This is a genomic window from bacterium (assembly GCA_030649055.1).
Taxonomy (GTDB): Bacteria; Patescibacteriota; Minisyncoccia; order UBA6257; family JAUSGH01; genus JAUSGH01.
The window spans coordinates 36331-52382 of sequence record JAUSGH010000009.1; the positions used below are offsets into that span (position 1 = coordinate 36331).

The window sequence follows — 16052 nt, forward strand, 5'->3', positions numbered from 1 at the left end:
AGCGACGAGCCCTGCGATGCGTGGAGACGCATTGCAGGGCTCATTCGTTTTTAGAGAACGATAGTACCCATAAAAGCTCTTGAGGTATAATTACCTTATGGCAAAGCATGGTTATGTAGGAAATTGTGACATTCGTTGGTCGGCAAATCTTGCATATGGAATAGGGCTCATCGCCTCTGATGGAAATGTCCACAAGAACGGGAAAGGGATTCTATTTAAGTCCGCAGAAGAAGAGCTCATGTTGAAATTTCGGGACGCATTGGGCATCACAAATAACATTGGGCGAAGTGCCCGCGGAGGGGAGAGCGAGAAGAAATATTACTACACGCAATTTAGCAGCGTTGCGTTCTGGCGATTTTTGAACAGTATCGGAATAACGCCGGCAAAATCAAAAACTATTAAATCTGTCGCCGTACCCAATCAATTTTTCCCGGATTTTTTGCGCGGCCTTTTTGATGGAGACGGCACATTCTATTCTTCGTGGGATAAACGGTGGCCGCGAAGTTTTGTTTTTCAAGCATCGTTTGCGTCCGCGAGTTATCCTTTTGTTTGGTGGTTGAAAGAGATGCTTGCCGATAAGTATGGAATGAAGGGATTTATCCGGAAAGGAGCGGGAGTGTATAATTTGCGGTATGTGAAAGGCGACAGCAAGAAGTTATTCTCGGCCATGTACTATAAGCCGGGGCTATTGTTTTTGAGTCGCAAGTACGATAAAATGGTGAAAGCGTTTGAGTATGATAATCTTTTGAAATCAGACGCAAATATTGCAATAGCCGCGGTAGCTCAGTAGTAGAGCAGTACCCTGAAGAGGTACGTGTCGGGGGTGCGATTCCCTCCCGCGGCACAATAATATAAATAACCCCCGCAAAACGGGGTTATTTATATTGTGCAGCGGCGAGCAAGCGCAAACCAAAAGTTGCCCCCGTCAATTCATCTCTGCTACAATTTTCGTGAGGAGCGGATTCGCATTATTTTGAAACAGATTCGCATTACAGTTCGACAGTGCTCACTGTCATTATACCCTGAGCTTGTCGAAGGGTTCGCGATTACTCCATGTTACACGCCATCGTCGGTTGCATGTGGAGCGGAAAAACCGAAGAACTCTATCGGCGGCTTTTGCGGTTTGTGCTCGCGAAAAATAATGTTGTGATTTTTGAGCCAAAAGCGAACACGCGCAAAGTCCGGAGTATACACGCGTTCCAAAACAAAGCGAAAGCGAAAATGCCGGAGCCGATCGCGATTACGCATCCGAAAGAAATTTTGACCGCGCATAAACGGCTGGTGAATCGGGCGGATGTAATTGCAATTGATGAGGCGCAGTTTTTTCATGCCGAGAAGGATGTTGCCGACTTATTGCGCGTTGTGGAGGAGCTTGGAAAAACGAAAGTCGTGTTTGTCGCGGGGCTTGATACGGATTTTTTGCACCGGCCGTTCGGCGCCGTGCCGCATGTGTTGGCGGTGGCGGATCATGTCACAAAACTTTCCGCCGTATGTATGCAGTGCGGGGGAGACGCGACGTATACACAGCGTCTCGTGAGCGGGGTGCCGGCATCTGCGGATTCACCGCTGATTTTGGTGGGGGATATGTCGTCGTACGAACCGAGGTGCAGGAAGTGCTTCAAGATAGGGTAGAAGCGGATAGACACGGATGACAACGCGGATAAACGCGGAAGCGGGCAATGAAACAAAAAGAAAATAATTTTGCGTATATAGACGGAGCGAATTTACACAAGGGCATCGCTGGCCTTGGCTGGGTGCTTGATTATGGGCGATTTCGAGTTTGGTTGTCTGAAAAATACGGCGTGAAAACTGCCTATATTTTTATTGGACTGATACCAAAATATAAGGACTTATATACGTTCCTGCAGAAAGCCGGCTACACCCTTATATTCAAAGAAGTTATATACGACGACAACGGAAAGCCGAAAGGTAATTGCGATGCTGATTTGGTTTTACAGACCGTCCGAGATGTGTATGAATCGGAAATAGATAAAGCCGTTATTGTTTCGAGCGACGGTGACTATGCGGGGCTTGTTAAGTTTCTCCAAGAAAAGCAGAAGATGGCGGTTGTGCTTTCTCCGGCGAGTGAGAAGAAGTGCTCAATTTTACTTAAAAGAACCACGGTAAAGATATCATATCTGGGCGATCAGAAGAATATTTTGATGGCCAATAAAGAAAAAGCCCCCAACGGAGACAGAACTCCATAAGGGTCTTTTTCGTAGTGAATACGATAACTATATAGCAAGCCGCGGATAAAAGTCAATACTTGACAAACGCAGTGCGCTTGTGCTATACTGTATGCAGTTCCAGTCAGCCCTCACATCAATGCGGGAAGTATAGCGATTCAAATTTAACGGAAAGCAGTAGTACGCTCGCATTGATGTGAGGGTTGGCAAGTTTCAAATAATTCCAGCGATGGAGAAGTTTAGATGTTACACGTAATGTTCCGAACGCAGGGAGAGGAAGTTCGCGTGTGCCTCAGGTGTGATCTTTGGATTCCGCTTCCTCACGAAGGAGAAAGGGACCCGCTCGATATGAGTGATCTCAACCTGGGGCTCTGTTACGAGCAGCAGGAGGACATCCGGATGGTTCAGATGTTCTTTGACTTCGTGGACGGGAGAGGCATTTGCCCGACTCGCAAACCTCAGAATGCTGTTGGGTTGCACGTCTGGTACGTCACAGAAAAGGATGCTGTGGCGATCAGACGGTGGCTTCTCCGGCAGAGCGGTGTGCAGGTGGAGTAGTCCGGTCCGGGGAGCGAGTTCGCTCGCTCCCTGCTATCCTTCAGCCCACGATATTTTTCGAACATGGATTCGATCGTGGCCTGAATGATGGTTTGTACCTTGAATTGAAGGAGGTCGTCATGGGAGTTCTGAACTTCATGAAGGGGATGTTTGTCGGCGTCGGGCGCAAGAACCTCAAGTCTGGCACGCATGTCATCGTTCATTTGGACGGAGTGGACGTGCTCGGCGTTGTGGTGTCGGACAAGGACGGTAGCCGCCGCAAGCGCGTGCGGGTGAAGCTCGCCAGTGGCGGCGATCCTGTCGTCGTGCGCAGGCGCGACGTGACCGTGGACTAGGTTTCGGAAGGAGGTGAACGATGATGTACGTCATTCCGACCATCGTTCCGGAGCGTCATCCCCCCGACTTCATCGCTCTCGTGCGTTTCACGCGGCGAGGGCGTCTGGAGGTGGGAGTGTTCGTCGGGATGAGCGCTGATGGACTGGTGGACATCCTCCGGCCCGTCAGCAACAGCGAGACCGGAAAGATGGAACTGGGAACGCTCCGGCGGCTTGACCAAGTGGAGATTTTTCCGCTCTAGTGGCGGAAGGGAGAAAAGCAATGAGGCGAGGTTCACAATCGTGGACCTCGCCTCAAATCATTTTATTGAGTATATAATAGAGAGATGAACGAGAAAGTTTTATCAATGCCGCGGATTATTGCGGGAGTTGTCTTGAGTTTGCTTGTTGGGGGATTGGGGCACATTGTCTTGGGCTTTTGGCGCCGGGGTCTTGCGTGGTTCGCGCTGGGATCGGTGCTTGCGCTGGCGCTTAGTTATTTCATCCCCGAGCTTATTTTGCCGAACCGCGTAACGCTCTTCGGCGTCACCTTCGGAATACTTGCGGCGCTGGATGTATGGCGCGTTGCCGAGCTGCACAACGTCGCTGCGCGCGAGCGGACGGAAAATCCGCCGGCGGAAGAGGTGTAAGGGGTAAGCACAGCTTGTTAGCTTCGTTAGCTTGTTAGTCGGAAACTCGGTGAATGGGCTTGGCGGCTAGTCGTGTTCTCCTTGCGTTTGGTGTTTCGGTTATGATATTATAGTGAAGCAAAACACGGCGCTTATAGTTTAATGGTAGAACTCCGCTCTGTGGCAGCGGTAGCGAGGGTCCGATTCCCTCTAAGCGCCCAAATGACAGTATTGCTGAAAAGCAATGTTGTCATTTGGGCGCTGGAAGCGGACGGGAAAGGGGTCGGGAAAACGGGAGTTTTCCCGTGGCGGAAGTATTGAAACCGCTGGGTTTCAAGGAGCGAAGCGACGTTCGATTCCCTCTAAGCGCCCAAAGTATTAAGAAATAATTTATGGCAACACATCCCAAAAAACTCCTCGCGGTACACGAAGTTGAAAACGTCGTTGTGGCGTGTATTGATTTCCGTTTCCGGCACGCGTTGCACGAGGCAATCCGTGAGGCGTTTGGGATTGACCATTATGATGAGATTAAGCTTGCGGGCGGGGCGAAGAATTGCTCGCTCCCGGGCGTTGAATCGCGCCGCGAAGTGGTGCGCGACGACGTGGCGTTGGCGCTGGAGAAGCACAAGGCGCAACGCATTATTTTGTTAAATCATGAAAACTGCGGGAAGTATGCCGCCGAGGGGAACACGTTTGAACATTTTCCCGACGAGCGCGTATTCCATCAGAAAGAATTGAAAGCCGCGGGCGCGTGGGCGAAAAAGCATTTTCCGAAAGCGGAAGTACGCATGGGGTTTGTGTATGTGGAGGGGGAGGACAAGGTGAAGATTGAGGAGGTGGACGGAAAGAAGTAGGACGTAAGAAGTAAGAAGTAAGAAATGGAAACGCCGGGCTCGAGATTCTCGAGCCCGGCGTTTTCGCTGTCTATCGGCGCGCGTTCCATGCTGCGAAGCGTTCGCGGTTCACGCGATGTGCCACTTCGCGCTCACCGCGGAGCACTCGGCAGATGGGAACGATGTGCAGGTCGTGCTCGCCGGCGATGCGTTCGCGGACCACATCCTCGGCCGCGAGTACCTTTGCGGTGATGACTGCGAGGTCCCAACCGAGGTTGTTCGCCACGCCGCACGGGGCGTGAGCGACGAGGAGTAGTGTCTCGATACCATTCATCTCCTCCGCCGCCTTGATGTTCGCGAGAAGCACGACGCTGGTCATGGGGCCGAGGAGGCGTTTCGTCTTCGTTCGAATGACGAGATGCTCGCCGTTCGGGAAGATGAGGCGGAATCGGATCTCCTCGATACTCTTCATCGGCGCATCGTCGTCGATGCAGACATCCAAGGTGATCGGATTCGCAAACGGGTCTTCCGCCGCTTGTGTCGCTCCGCCGGCGACACCGCACGCATGCGACCGCCGCTTCGTACGCTGCGCCGATCCGAGATCCCAGATGTCCTGCATCGCGTCGTGGAATCGGTCGCCGTCAGCACAGAGTACCGCGATGACGCCGTCCGCCTGAGGGATGCTCTCGGGCTTGAGTTCCTCGAAGATGCCTTCTTCCATGAACCGTCCGTAGATGAGTTCGTCCGTTGCCGAGAGTTTCAGCATGCGTCCTCCTTTTCCCATAAATCCGCATCCGAACTATTCAGATGCTACTGTCGGCCATGATAGCAGGAAGTAATGCGATGGTCAATGCTTGCATTTTTTTGGGCGCACTTTTACACTAAAAATATATGAAAAACATTTTCAGTACTCGTCGGGGTGAGCTTTCGGTTCCGCTCGCGATTATCGTCGCGGGACTTATTATCGGCGTTTCGGTCATTTACGCGGTCGGAAAAAAGTCCGTTACCGGTCCGATTGCGGATGACGGAGCGGATGTTTCGGGAACCGCGAATGCGCTGGATAAAGCGCGGGCCGTCGGCGCGGACGACCACATTCTTGGCGATCCGAATGCTCCGGTAAAAATTATTGAATATTCCGACACCGAATGTCCGTTCTGTAAACGGTTTCATGAAACCATGCGGCAGCTGGTTGCCGAGTATGACGGCAAAGTGGCGTGGGTGTACCGGAACTTCCCATTAGATTCATTGCATCCGAAAGCCCCGAAAGAAGCCGCGGCGGCGGAGTGCGCGGCAGAGCTTGGCGGCAATGAAGCATATTGGACATATCTAAACCGGCTTTATGAGATTACACCGTCCAACAACGGTCTTGATTTTGCCGAGTTGCCGAAGATCGCCGCCTACGCCGGACTTAACATCGCGGAGTTTAACGCATGCGTGGCAAGCGGAAAGACGACAGCGCGCGTGTCGGCGGATTACGCGGAAGCGGTTGCGGTTGGCGCGCGTGGAACGCCGTTTAGCATCGTCGTAAGCGCGAGCGGACAAAAAACAACGATTCCGGGAGCATTGCCGCTGGAGTCGGTGAAGAATATTGTTGATGAGGCGTTGAGGTAAGTATTATTATCAGTAATTATTATTTCCTGAGTACAGTCGACCGCGTGCCGCCTTAGCTTTAGCGGTGGCGCAAGGAATACAATAGTGTAGCCCTTCGATAAACTCAGGGACTAACGGTGCTATATATATGAAGAACCCCATGTATTATGTAGCAGTAGCTGCGGCAACAATGATTGTTGCGATGCCGGTTGTGGCGCAGGAACCGGGTGCCGCGGCGCGGGCGGTAACGGCTCCGGTCAAGGCTGTTCGTGAGGCGGCAAAAGAGAAGGTGCAGGAGGCGCGGGAGGCAGTGCGCGGAGAAGTGAAAGATATTCGCGCCGAAGCAAAGAGAGTGGCTGCCGATCTTCGTGTTGTCCGCGTGGAAAAGCGCGAACAATTCAAAAAAGAAATCAGCGACGCGCAGGAAAAAATGCGTGCGCGTGTGCAGGAGAAGAAAGACGAGCTGAAAGCGAATCTCGCGAAAATTAAGGATGAGAAAAAGCGCGCCGCCGTGGAGCGTATATATGCGGAGATGACGAAATTGAACGCGACACGCACTGATCGGTTTACCGAAGCGTTGGAGAAGCTGGAGGCGGTAACGGAGCGCGTCAGGGATCGTTCCGACAAGGCAAAAGAAGCTGGCCGCGATGTGGTGGCGGTTGAAGCGGCAATTGCGGACGCGTTAAAAGCGATTGATGCGGCGCGTCTTGTCGTCAAAGCGCAGGCGGGACAAGTATACAAGCTCGGCGTAGAGAGCGAAGCGACGTTGAAGACAAAAGCGGGGAATTTGCGTAAAGTGCTTCACGAAGATCTGAAGAAAACGGAAGACGCGGTGAAGGCGGCGCGCGAGGCGGTACAAAACGCCGCGCGCGAACTAGGCAAAGTCCCGGGTATCAAAGAGTTTAAAACACCCGCCCCGGTAACAGCGCCGGTAGCTCAGTAACACCAACATCATGAACAAACTTTCTATTGTACTTATTATCGCGATTGTGGTCGTTGGCGCGTGGCTCTGGTGGATGAACGCGGAACCCTCGGAGGTAGTCGTGGCTCCGATAACGGCGCCGGTTGTTGAGGTGACTCCCGAGGTAAGCCCGACCTCCGACATTGATGCCGATCTGGGAGCGATTGACATTGGTGATGTCGGAGCGGATTTTCAGGGAATCGATGCGGACTTGAACCAATTATAGATAGAAGCGGATACGCGCGCCTGCCTGCGGTAGGCAGGGATAGCAACGCGGAAGTACGCAGAACCAAAAAGGCCCATTTGAGGCCTTTTTGGTTGTATTGCCCCAACGGCTCAACGGGACGGCCTCCGTTGAGCCGTTGCGCGCTCATACCCTTATTCGCGCGAATAAGAGAATAAGAGACAACAAATTTGACATATTGACAAATCGGGCGGCTTTTGGTATACTTTCTGCAACCTCGTAAGAGGCGCGCTCATCGGAACGGGAGCGTTTCCGTTCGACCTATACGAGAGGGGCAAGTCTCTCGAGGCGGCTGCGTTCGCAGCTGCCGAACAGTACCTCACAATCCGTCCTTTGGACGGAGTATTCTGTGGAGGTGGGTCATGAGACCCAAGGATCTGTTGGTGGCGTCTTACGATTCCGTGAAGAAGACGGCGGTCATCACGCCGATTCCTCCCGAGGGATGGATTACCGTGTGTGGCGCAAGTTGCCGCATGAATGTGGAGACAGGCGAGGGCATCCATGCACTCGTCGTCGTTCCCGAGGAAGGATCCAAGGACGTCATCGCTCTCGTGGTTAGCTACTTGCCGCCTATCGGGAAGTATGGGCATCGCGAGGATCAGTGCTTCTTCATTGAGGTGACGGGCGGCGTGGACAAGCCGGTGGATCTCGAAGATGTGTGGATTCCTCCCGCCGATCGCCTCGCCACGGTGACAGATTCGTCAGTGATGGTGGAGATCGAGGGCGTGCGCTACATTGGACATAGGTACCCGAATTGCGGGGGCGCGTCGTCCGGCTACTACGTAGGCCCGAACCTGCTCTGCAAGTATCTCGCGGGCAAGGTCACGGCCGAGGAGGTGAAGGCGGCCGCGAAGGAGTTCAAGAAGGACGAGCTGTTCCTCTCTCAGAAGGAGCAGAAGAAGCTCCTCGCGGAGGCGGAGTGGCTCCGGAATGAGAACATCTCCATGAGCGAGCGTGCGCGGATGGCGGAACAGCTGGCGCGTGGTCTCAATCATGAGCTCCATGAGATGCGCAAGAAGCTCGGCGAATTCCCTGTCGAGATGGCGGAGCTCCGGCGCATCTCGATCGGGTTTCACGATGCGGCGAAACGTCAGTGGTTCAAGTCGAAGGCGCTTCGGAGGGCCATCGCAGACCACAAGGCTTACCATCGTATCTAGCGAGGCCAACGGGACCAAGTAGGTCCCCAAGCGAAAACAGGCCCGACGTCAGTAACCATTCTGACGTCGGGCTCTTCATTTTTATTGGGACTTACGCAATCGGTGTCATTCCCGCGAAAGCGGGAATCTAGAGCTTTCAAAAATGACGTATTACTGGATTCCCGCTTTCGCGGGAATGACAGAAAAGCGCAACCCCTTTATTTTCTCAAATCACCGTGTTATAGTATTGTCTTACGTAGTGGAAACGCCCTTCGACAAGCTCAGGGTATAAATAATATGAAACGCGAAAACATCCGAAACATCGCCATCATCGCCCACGTTGACCACGGCAAAACCACGCTCGTGGACGCGATGCTCAAACAAATGCACGCCGACCGCCACATTGAAGACATGGGCGAGCTTATTATGGATTCCATGGATCAGGAGCGCGAGCGCGGCATTACCATCAAAGCCAAGAATGCGAGCATCATGTATGGCGACATCAAAATCAACATTATTGATACGCCGGGCCACGCGGACTTCGGCGGCGAGGTGGAGCGCACGCTTCGCATGGCGGACGGTGTATTACTGCTCGTTGACGCGAAAGAAGGTCCGATGCCGCAGACGCGGTTTGTGTTAAAGAAAGCATTGGAGTTGGGGCTCAAAGCAATCGTGGTCATCAATAAAATTGATAAGCCCGATGCGCGGCCGACATTCGCGGTGAATAAGACATTTGATTTATTTGTGGAGCTGGGAGCCAGTCACGAACAGTTGGATTTCCAGATAGTCTACGCCATCGGCATTCAGGGCACAGCGACGCTGGATGAGCATGTGCCGGGCAAGGACTTAACGCCGCTGTTTGACACGGTGGTAAAATATATTCCCGCCCCCGAAGTGAATCTTGAGGGGCCATTGCAAATGCTCGTGCTCGCGCTTGCCTATGACGATTACAAAGGTAAAATGGCAATCGGGAAAATAAAATCAGGGAAAATAAACGAAAATGAAACCGTGGCGCGTATTATGCACGATGGGAAGGTGGTAAAAGCAAAAGTGACGGCGCTTTTGGCATTTGAGGGGTTGAAAAAAGTAAATGTGCCCGATGCCTTGGCGGGGGACATTGTTTCCATCGCCGGTTTTGATGAGGTGCAAATCGGGGAAACCATCGCGTCCGCGGAAACTCCGGTTGCCTTGCCGCCGATTAAAGTGGAAGAGCCGACGGTGAAAATGACTTTTGGCGTCAACACCTCTCCATTTGCCGGCAGAGAAGGAAAGTATATCACTTCGCGTAATTTGCGCGAGCGGTTGTTTAAAGAATTGGAAACCAATGTCGCCTTGCGCGTGGAAGAAACCGCGGCGCCTGATCAGTTTTTAGTTTCCGGTCGCGGAGAGTTGCATTTGGCCGTGGTTATTGAATCCATGCGCCGTGAAGGGTATGAGTTGCAGGTGTCTCAGCCGGAGGTAATTGTTAAGGAAATTGAAGGCAAGAAGATGGAGCCGTTTGAACGGCTGGTGGTGGAAATTCCCGGCGACTATCAGGGAGTAGTGATCGAAGAAGTAGGGAAGCGCGGCGGAGAATTGAAAAACGTCATGAATGGCGAACACGAGGTGGAGCTGGAATACATCATCCCGACACGCGGACTCATCGGGATTAAATCACTGCTTATGACGCGGACGAAAGGCCTCATTATTATGCACAGCATTTTTGAGGCGTATAAACCGATGCTCGGCGAAATGCAGCGCCGGTTGCTCGGCTCCATTGTTTCAACCGATACGGGAATCGTGCGCGCGTACGCGGTGGAAAACGCGCAGGACCGCGGTACCTTGTTTGTCGGTCCGGGCGATGAGGTATACGAAGGACAGGTTGTTGGACAGAACTCCCGCGAGTTTGATATGGAACTGAATCCTTGCAAAGAAAAAGAACTTTCTAACATGCGTTCGCGCGGAGCGGGGAAATTGATTCCGCTGACTCCGCCGCACCGTATGTCGCTTGAAGCGGGGCTTGAATACATCAGTCGCGATGAGCTTGTTGAGGCAACGCCGAAAAGTATCCGATTGCGGAAGAGCGTACTCAAGTTGATCAATAGGCAAAAAGTGCGCCGATCATCGGACAACTAGCATCGCGCAAAAACCAACACCCCCGTATAGTGGGGGGTGTCGTTGTTCGCGTACACAGTTTAGTTTTGTTATATTAAAAATATATGAATATAAAAAATATTAGGAACCTTTTTACCACGGTCGCGTTGGCGTCGTCGTTCGTCGCGGGTTTTGTCGGTATCGCGGGGGCGCAGGTGGCGTCGCCGGTTATTACAGAAGTTGCCACCGGTTGTCAGCACTCGCTTGCGTTGACGTCCGGAGGAACCGTTTTCGGATGGGGCAGGAATGATTATGGTCAGGTAGGGGACAATACAATAGTAAACCGTTCAACCCCGACACCAATCTCGGGTTTGAATGGCGTTATCGGAATTGGGGCCGGATGTTATCACTCGGTCGCGGTGAAGTCCGACGGCACGGTTTGGGAATGGGGTTCGATGAATGGTAAGCGCATTCCGACGCAAATTCCCGGTATAACCGGAGTTACCGCGGTTGCCGGTGGTGGCGGTGGCGGCACTGCCGGTGGTGGTTATGACTATTCAATCGCGCTTAAAAACGACGGTACGGTGTGGGCATGGGGGAGCAATATATATGGAAAACTCGGAGATGGAACAACTCTTAACAGGGAAACTCCGGGCCAAGTTCTTAATCTTACAGGGATAACAAAAATTTCCGCAGTAGCGTTGGCGGAACATTCTCTTGCGCTTAAAAACGACGGTACGGTGTGGGCATGGGGAAGAAATAACAGAGGAGAAATCGGTAATGGAACCGGCGGAACCGGACAATTTCAGGCGACACCGGTTCAGGTTTCAAACATTACGGGCGTAGTGGATATCAGCTCCGGTTTCGCGCACTCCTCCGCGGTGACGGGTGACGGGCTGGTGTGGCAGTGGGGATGGAACCGCAGGGGAGAGTACGGCAACGGCACAGGTTCCGATTCTAATATTCCATTACAAACTCCGCCCGGCTTTAACACGGGTAGCAGAATAGCCGGTGGCGTTGCGCATACGCTTATTCTTGAGAATGACAGCGATGTTTGGGGTTCCGGTGAAAATGTCAGCGGACAACTCGGCAACGGCACATTTGTGAATACGCTTACTCCGGTACAGACAGTGATTAGTGGAGTTGCGGCTATCGCGACGGGCGGTAATCAATTTTGCGGAGCTGCCTGCAGTTGGTTCGGTCACTCGTTGGCGATAAAATCCGATACCACCGTCTGGGGCTGGGGATATAACGCGAATGGTCAGGTGGGGGACGGGACGCTCACGAATCGGAATGTTCCGGTGCAGATTTTCTTCGTGCCACTGGTGGATGTGACCCCGCCGACCGCGCCAACCAATGTTGCCGCGAGCGCGTTAAGCAGCGCGCAAATCAACGTAACATGGGGTCCGTCAACCGATAACGTCGGTGTTGCGCAGTATCTTTTGTATCGCTGTGCGGGAGCAAGTTGCGCGCCGGTAACCCAGATTGCGGCTCCAACAGGCACGAGCTACTTTGATGTGGGCCTTACTGGTAGCACGGTATATGGATACAAGGTAGTGGCGGTTGATGCGTCGGGAAATCATAGCGCAGATTCCGCGGTGGTGTACGCGACCACGTTTGCTCCGCCGGATCTCACGGCGCCGACGGTGACTTCTGCCGCAAGTCCGGCATCGGGCACAACGGCAGATTCATTTACGTTCTCCGCTACTGCAACTGATAATGTCGGTGTGCACATGATAACGATTTTTGTTGATGGCATCGCGGTTCAGCAGTGTCTTGCGGCGTCATGTGTATACAGCACGACGTTCGGCGCCGGAACGCACACATATTACGTAGAAGCAACAGATGCCGCGGGAAATATTGGGCGCGATCCGATGACGGGAACAGGCAATGTGAATGTTTTCGCGCCCGGAGAAGATGATGGTGACGGTATTCTAGAGGGAGACGATGAATGTTCGGGAACTGTTGAGGATGCGATTGCGCCGGAAGAAGGACGTTTTATGTGGTCCGGCGGTACGCACTTCAAAACAAAAGATCCGAAATCAAAACAGGTCGTTGATAGCGCATATACCATGACGGATACGCGCGGATGTTCGGCGACGCAAATTCTTTCTCGGAAACCCGGCAATAATTCCGGAGAGTTGAGAAACGGAGCCACAAAGGGTACGATGGATAATTTCATCAGACAGCGGCGACCGTCAGCGACAAGAACCGGCGGGATACCGATTGCGTACGCGGCATCAGAAAGTGACGGATGGTTCGGTACATCATTGTGGTCAACAATAAAGGAATTTTTTGGGATCGCGGGTGAGTAATGCGTTAGAATTGCAGGTACGCGGTGCGTTATCTATAAACACAAGACACAACCCTTCCATGGGGGTTGTGTCTTATCGCGGTTGATAAAAGAGCATTTTTCTGGTAACATATACGCATGATTGTTGACGAAGTAAAAATTCATATCCATGCCGGAAACGGAGGCGACGGCAAGGTTGCTTTTGATACGTCCAAAGGCGGGCGGGGAGTGACCGGTGGCAGCGGTGGCAGGGGAGGTGATGTATACGTTGAGGGCGTGTCAAATTTGAGCGCCTTAAAACAATTTCGGCACAAAAAAGATTTTGCGGCGGGGAATGGGGAGAACGGAAGGGCGAAGACGTTGGACGGCGCCAACGGTGTGGATCTTGTGCTGAAAGTTCCCACCGGAACGATTGTGCATAATCTGGACACCAAAAGCGACGTGGAAATTTTGCGCGTGGGGGAGAGGGTACGGGTGGCGCGTGGCGGACGGGGCGGCAAAGGCAATTTTCTTTTCAAAGGCCCGCGGAATACCAGCCCCACGCAGTTTGAAGAAGGGAGGCCGGGCGAATTGTTCGAGATGTTGCTGGAGCTGCGCCTCATCGCCGACGTGGGTCTCATCGGATTGCCGAACGCCGGAAAATCATCGCTGTTGAATGAGCTCACGAGTGCCGCGGCGCGCGTTGCGGACTATCCCTTTACAACGCTCGAGCCGAACCTCGGGGTGTTTTATGGTAAACACGGGCGTCTGATTCTCGCGGATATCCCGGGGCTTATTGAAGGTGCTTCCGCCGGTAAAGGGCTGGGGCATAAGTTTCTGCGGCATATTGAACGGACAAAAGCGTTGTTGCATTGCATTGCCGCTGACAACGCCGACATTCGGGGAACTTATGATACTGTACGCGCGGAACTCGTGGCGCACAGTCCCGGACTCGCGGAAAAAACTGAATACATCTGCCTCACAAAAACCGACCTTCTGGGCGACAAGGAACGCGCGGTGAAGATGAAAGAGCTCCGGAAGATGAGCAAGGGCGCGCTTGTAGTTTCTATTTATAACCCCGAGGAAATAGAGGAGCTTCGGAAATTTCTGGATGCTATGATAGACGAGCAAAATCAGGTAAGATAGTTTGTATGGAGTCAGCACGGGCACAGCATTACTTTTTCCTCGGATTGCTTATCATCGCGCTCGCATTAAACGCGCTTATTTTTTTGCCGTACGTAGGCACGTTGGTGTTCGCCGCGACGCTCGCGGTGGTGTTCGCGCCGGTATATGAGCGCGTCGCTCGCGCGATACCCAAAGCGCCGAGCGTTGCGACACTGCTTACGATGGCGGCAGTGCTCGTTGTGATTGTACTGCCCGCCTCATTTTTCGGCACGCTGGTTTTTGAACAGGCGCAGGATCTCTATGTTCGTTTTGCGGATGAGGAAAGCGGGCTTTCGGCGACGCAAGGATTACTGCAAGAACTTGGAAGCATGTTGCCATTCCAAGTGAGCGAGAAGCTTATTCCGAACGTCGGGCAATACGCGCGCGAGGCGCTTTCATATATCGTTGGTAATTTGGGAAAGATATTCTCCGGCGTTGCGACAGCGGGGTTAAACGCGTTACTCGCCATTTTCGCTCTTTTTTTCTTTTTGCGCGACGGAGGGCGCATGAAAGACGCGCTGGTGCGCTTGAGTCCTTTGCGCGACAGCGATGACCAGCGAATCGCCACGCATCTCGGCAATGCCGTGAACGCGGTCATTAAAGGCGCGTTGCTAATATCGCTCGCGCAAGGCGTCGTGGCGGGAATAGGTTACGCGCTTTTCGGAGTGCCGAACGCCGCCCTGTGGGGCGCCGCGACGGTATTCACGTCATTTATTCCCGGCATCGGGACAGCGGCAGTGCTTGTGCCGTCGGTTATGTATCTTTGGAATATAGGAAATGTTGGCGCGGCTATCGGACTTATCGTGTGGGGAGTGCTTGTCGTGGGACTTATGGATAATGTCTTGAAACCGAAACTCATTGCGAAGGGCGTCGGCGTCCATCCGTTTCTTATTCTCCTTTCTGTGCTCGGTGGCCTGCACATCTTTGGTATTTACGGATTTTTGCTTGGTCCGTTGCTCCTTGCATTACTCGTTGCGTTGCTTGAATTGTATGCTGCCGGCGTTGCGCCACATACCGATTAGTATCTCAGATTAATGTTCCAGGATATTGAATTTTGGCTGCGGGAACTCATTGCGGCGCAAGGCGCGCTCGGCGTTTTTTTAATTGGCATTTTAGAAGAGGTGGTGTTCATTATTCCATCTTCGCTCGTATTTCTTGGCGCCGGATTTTTGCTTATTGCACCCGAGGCGTCATTCGCGAACGCCGTATTCGCGGCATTGATTAACATCGGTATTCCGGCCGCGCTTGGCGTTACGCTCGGTTCATTCTTTATTTACGGCATCGTTTATGCCGGAGGCAAACCGACCATCGCGCGTTTTGGGAAATATGTGGGGCTGACATGGGAAGAAATTGAAGCAGCGGAGAAAAAATTTACGGCGGGGCGCATGGATGAAACATTGTTGTTTATCCTCCGCGCGCTGCCGATTTTTCCAATATCTATTATTTCCGCGGTCTGCGGACTGATACGTCTGCCGTGGAAAGAGTTTTTCGTCGTAACGCTTTTAGGCGCCTTTGTGCGCGCATCCGGCTCCGCGCTTGTCGGCTGGGGAGTGGGGAAGGAGTATGCGTATTACGCGAGCCAGTTTGAGGTGGTAGAGAAATACGGCCTTGTCGCGCTTGTGATCGGCGGAATCGTGGCGTATTGGCAGATTAAGAAGCGCCTCTTGACAAATTGAGGAAGCACGTGTATAATGCTTTTTAGAACAAAGTGGGTCAGCCGAATGTTCGCACGGTGCGGACAAACGGTCAGCCCTGGAGGAAAGGACGTAGAGCCATGGGTATCGAAAACGGCACGGGACGCGACCAGTCCATCCAGGTGATGGCGGTGCTCGGATGCAACGCCAAGTGGGACAACGTTCTCACAGAGGTTGCCCAGCGGATCATCAACAATCCGAAGGGTTCGGGCGAGCAGTTCACGCGTTTCCTGCAGAACGGCGGCGTGTGCATTCCCCTCACCCCGACCACCTTCGGTTCCGAGATCAAGCCCCCGTTCGAGGACGAAGGAGGATGGGACATCATCGCCGACGGCCCGGGAGACGATCTGTTGGATGTCGCAAACATCCAACAGCTCCCGATGCTCAACGAGGGTGAG

Annotated in this window: 19 protein-coding genes and 2 tRNA genes; 20 read left to right on the top strand and 1 reads right to left on the bottom strand. The window is 53.0% G+C overall.

All coding sequences use genetic code 11. The features are described from left to right. The first annotated feature begins 97 nt into the window (after window positions 1-97). The 10 genes from Q7R85_02370 to Q7R85_02415 all read left to right on the top strand — a co-directional run bounded on the left by Q7R85_02370 (window position 98) and on the right by Q7R85_02415 (window position 4541). Window positions 98-790 (top strand): LAGLIDADG family homing endonuclease, encoded by a 693-nt coding sequence (locus Q7R85_02370; protein MDO8584946.1) that lies wholly within the window; start codon window positions 98-100, stop codon window positions 788-790. Beyond that, window positions 773-844 (top strand) — tRNA-Phe (locus tag Q7R85_02375). The genes Q7R85_02370 and Q7R85_02375 overlap by 18 nt, the downstream gene beginning before the upstream one ends. Before the next feature lie 209 nt (window positions 845-1053). Further along, complete coding sequence (locus Q7R85_02380) at window positions 1054-1632, top strand: thymidine kinase (protein ID MDO8584947.1); 579 nt, start codon at window positions 1054-1056, stop codon at window positions 1630-1632. 47 nt (window positions 1633-1679) lie between these two features. Then, on the top strand, window positions 1680-2207 hold the full coding sequence (locus tag Q7R85_02385) for an NYN domain-containing protein (protein MDO8584948.1): 528 nt from the start codon (window positions 1680-1682) through the stop codon (window positions 2205-2207). 327 nt (window positions 2208-2534) lie between these two features. Further along, window positions 2535-2744, top strand: coding sequence for a hypothetical protein (locus Q7R85_02390; GenBank protein MDO8584949.1), 210 nt, complete (start codon window positions 2535-2537; stop codon window positions 2742-2744). Between the two features lie 119 nt (window positions 2745-2863). After that, entirely contained in the window at window positions 2864-3079 is a 216-nt protein-coding gene (locus Q7R85_02395; GenBank protein ID MDO8584950.1) for a hypothetical protein, read from the top strand. Window positions 3080-3099: 20 nt separating this feature from the next. Further along, on the top strand, window positions 3100-3321 hold the full coding sequence (locus tag Q7R85_02400; GenBank protein MDO8584951.1) for a hypothetical protein: 222 nt from the start codon (window positions 3100-3102) through the stop codon (window positions 3319-3321). A gap of 84 nt (window positions 3322-3405) precedes the next feature. Beyond that, window positions 3406-3708 carry a hypothetical protein gene (locus tag Q7R85_02405; GenBank protein MDO8584952.1) on the top strand — a complete coding sequence of 101 codons (303 nt, stop codon included), beginning with the start codon at window positions 3406-3408 and terminating at the stop codon, window positions 3706-3708. Window positions 3709-3835: 127 nt separating this feature from the next. Beyond that, window positions 3836-3906 (top strand) — tRNA-His (locus tag Q7R85_02410). 173 nt (window positions 3907-4079) lie between these two features. Continuing rightward, window positions 4080-4541 carry a hypothetical protein gene (locus Q7R85_02415; GenBank protein ID MDO8584953.1) on the top strand — a complete coding sequence of 154 codons (462 nt, stop codon included), beginning with the start codon at window positions 4080-4082 and terminating at the stop codon, window positions 4539-4541. A gap of 70 nt (window positions 4542-4611) precedes the next feature. On the opposite strand, the gene Q7R85_02420 is transcribed toward Q7R85_02415, so the two are convergent. After that, a complete protein-coding gene (locus Q7R85_02420) occupies window positions 4612-5304 on the bottom strand; it encodes a hypothetical protein (GenBank protein ID MDO8584954.1) in 693 nt (230 codons plus the stop codon). 107 nt (window positions 5305-5411) lie between these two features. Here Q7R85_02420 and Q7R85_02425 point away from each other — a divergent pair, with 107 nt between their 5' ends. The 10 genes from Q7R85_02425 to Q7R85_02470 all read left to right on the top strand — a co-directional run. Beyond that, window positions 5412-6131, top strand: coding sequence for a thioredoxin domain-containing protein (locus Q7R85_02425; protein ID MDO8584955.1), 720 nt, complete (start codon window positions 5412-5414; stop codon window positions 6129-6131). A gap of 127 nt (window positions 6132-6258) precedes the next feature. Then, window positions 6259-7053: a hypothetical protein gene (locus Q7R85_02430; protein ID MDO8584956.1), complete on the top strand. Its 795-nt coding sequence runs from the start codon at window positions 6259-6261 to the stop codon at window positions 7051-7053. Window positions 7054-7063: 10 nt separating this feature from the next. Continuing rightward, the gene (locus Q7R85_02435) at window positions 7064-7297 is read left to right on the top strand and encodes a hypothetical protein (protein ID MDO8584957.1); all 234 of its coding nucleotides are present in this window, start codon (window positions 7064-7066) and stop codon (window positions 7295-7297) included. Window positions 7298-7677: 380 nt separating this feature from the next. Beyond that, window positions 7678-8472: a hypothetical protein gene (locus Q7R85_02440; GenBank protein ID MDO8584958.1), complete on the top strand. Its 795-nt coding sequence runs from the start codon at window positions 7678-7680 to the stop codon at window positions 8470-8472. Between the two features lie 276 nt (window positions 8473-8748). Continuing rightward, window positions 8749-10566: a translational GTPase TypA gene (typA, locus tag Q7R85_02445; GenBank protein MDO8584959.1), complete on the top strand. Its 1818-nt coding sequence runs from the start codon at window positions 8749-8751 to the stop codon at window positions 10564-10566. A gap of 83 nt (window positions 10567-10649) precedes the next feature. Then, a complete protein-coding gene (locus Q7R85_02450) occupies window positions 10650-12839 on the top strand; it encodes an Ig-like domain-containing protein (GenBank protein ID MDO8584960.1) in 2190 nt (729 codons plus the stop codon). A 116-nt stretch (window positions 12840-12955) separates the two neighbouring features. Next, a complete protein-coding gene (obgE, locus tag Q7R85_02455; protein ID MDO8584961.1) occupies window positions 12956-13942 on the top strand; it encodes a GTPase ObgE in 987 nt (328 codons plus the stop codon). Between the two features lie 5 nt (window positions 13943-13947). Continuing rightward, window positions 13948-14982: an AI-2E family transporter gene (locus Q7R85_02460; protein MDO8584962.1), complete on the top strand. Its 1035-nt coding sequence runs from the start codon at window positions 13948-13950 to the stop codon at window positions 14980-14982. A gap of 12 nt (window positions 14983-14994) precedes the next feature. After that, a complete protein-coding gene (locus tag Q7R85_02465) occupies window positions 14995-15636 on the top strand; it encodes a VTT domain-containing protein (protein ID MDO8584963.1) in 642 nt (213 codons plus the stop codon). 32 nt (window positions 15637-15668) lie between these two features. Then, window positions 15669-16052 (top strand): hypothetical protein (locus tag Q7R85_02470; protein MDO8584964.1); only part of this gene is annotated, 384 nt, incomplete at its 3' end.

Bases quoted from the DNA above. Each gene is read 5' to 3' on its own strand.
- Q7R85_02420 (MDO8584954.1), bottom strand. From the start codon at position 5,304: ATGGGAAAAGGAGGACGCATGCTGAAACTCTCGGCAACGGACGAACTC.
- typA (MDO8584959.1), top strand. From the start codon at position 8,749: ATGAAACGCGAAAACATCCGAAACATCGCCATCATCGCCCACGTTGAC.
- Q7R85_02400 (MDO8584951.1), top strand. From the start codon at position 3,100: ATGATGTACGTCATTCCGACCATCGTTCCGGAGCGTCATCCCCCCGAC.
- Q7R85_02450 (MDO8584960.1), top strand. From the start codon at position 10,650: ATGAATATAAAAAATATTAGGAACCTTTTTACCACGGTCGCGTTGGCG.
- Q7R85_02380 (MDO8584947.1), top strand. From the start codon at position 1,054: ATGTTACACGCCATCGTCGGTTGCATGTGGAGCGGAAAAACCGAAGAA.
- obgE (MDO8584961.1), top strand. From the start codon at position 12,956: ATGATTGTTGACGAAGTAAAAATTCATATCCATGCCGGAAACGGAGGC.
- Q7R85_02405 (MDO8584952.1), top strand. From the start codon at position 3,406: ATGAACGAGAAAGTTTTATCAATGCCGCGGATTATTGCGGGAGTTGTC.
- Q7R85_02425 (MDO8584955.1), top strand. From the start codon at position 5,412: ATGAAAAACATTTTCAGTACTCGTCGGGGTGAGCTTTCGGTTCCGCTC.
- Q7R85_02390 (MDO8584949.1), top strand. From the start codon at position 2,535: ATGAGTGATCTCAACCTGGGGCTCTGTTACGAGCAGCAGGAGGACATC.
- Q7R85_02370 (MDO8584946.1), top strand. From the start codon at position 98: ATGGCAAAGCATGGTTATGTAGGAAATTGTGACATTCGTTGGTCGGCA.
- Q7R85_02465 (MDO8584963.1), top strand. From the start codon at position 14,995: ATGTTCCAGGATATTGAATTTTGGCTGCGGGAACTCATTGCGGCGCAA.
- Q7R85_02395 (MDO8584950.1), top strand. From the start codon at position 2,864: ATGGGAGTTCTGAACTTCATGAAGGGGATGTTTGTCGGCGTCGGGCGC.
- Q7R85_02415 (MDO8584953.1), top strand. From the start codon at position 4,080: ATGGCAACACATCCCAAAAAACTCCTCGCGGTACACGAAGTTGAAAAC.
- Q7R85_02460 (MDO8584962.1), top strand. From the start codon at position 13,948: ATGGAGTCAGCACGGGCACAGCATTACTTTTTCCTCGGATTGCTTATC.
- Q7R85_02430 (MDO8584956.1), top strand. From the start codon at position 6,259: ATGAAGAACCCCATGTATTATGTAGCAGTAGCTGCGGCAACAATGATT.
- Q7R85_02435 (MDO8584957.1), top strand. From the start codon at position 7,064: ATGAACAAACTTTCTATTGTACTTATTATCGCGATTGTGGTCGTTGGC.
- Q7R85_02440 (MDO8584958.1), top strand. From the start codon at position 7,678: ATGAGACCCAAGGATCTGTTGGTGGCGTCTTACGATTCCGTGAAGAAG.
- Q7R85_02385 (MDO8584948.1), top strand. From the start codon at position 1,680: ATGAAACAAAAAGAAAATAATTTTGCGTATATAGACGGAGCGAATTTA.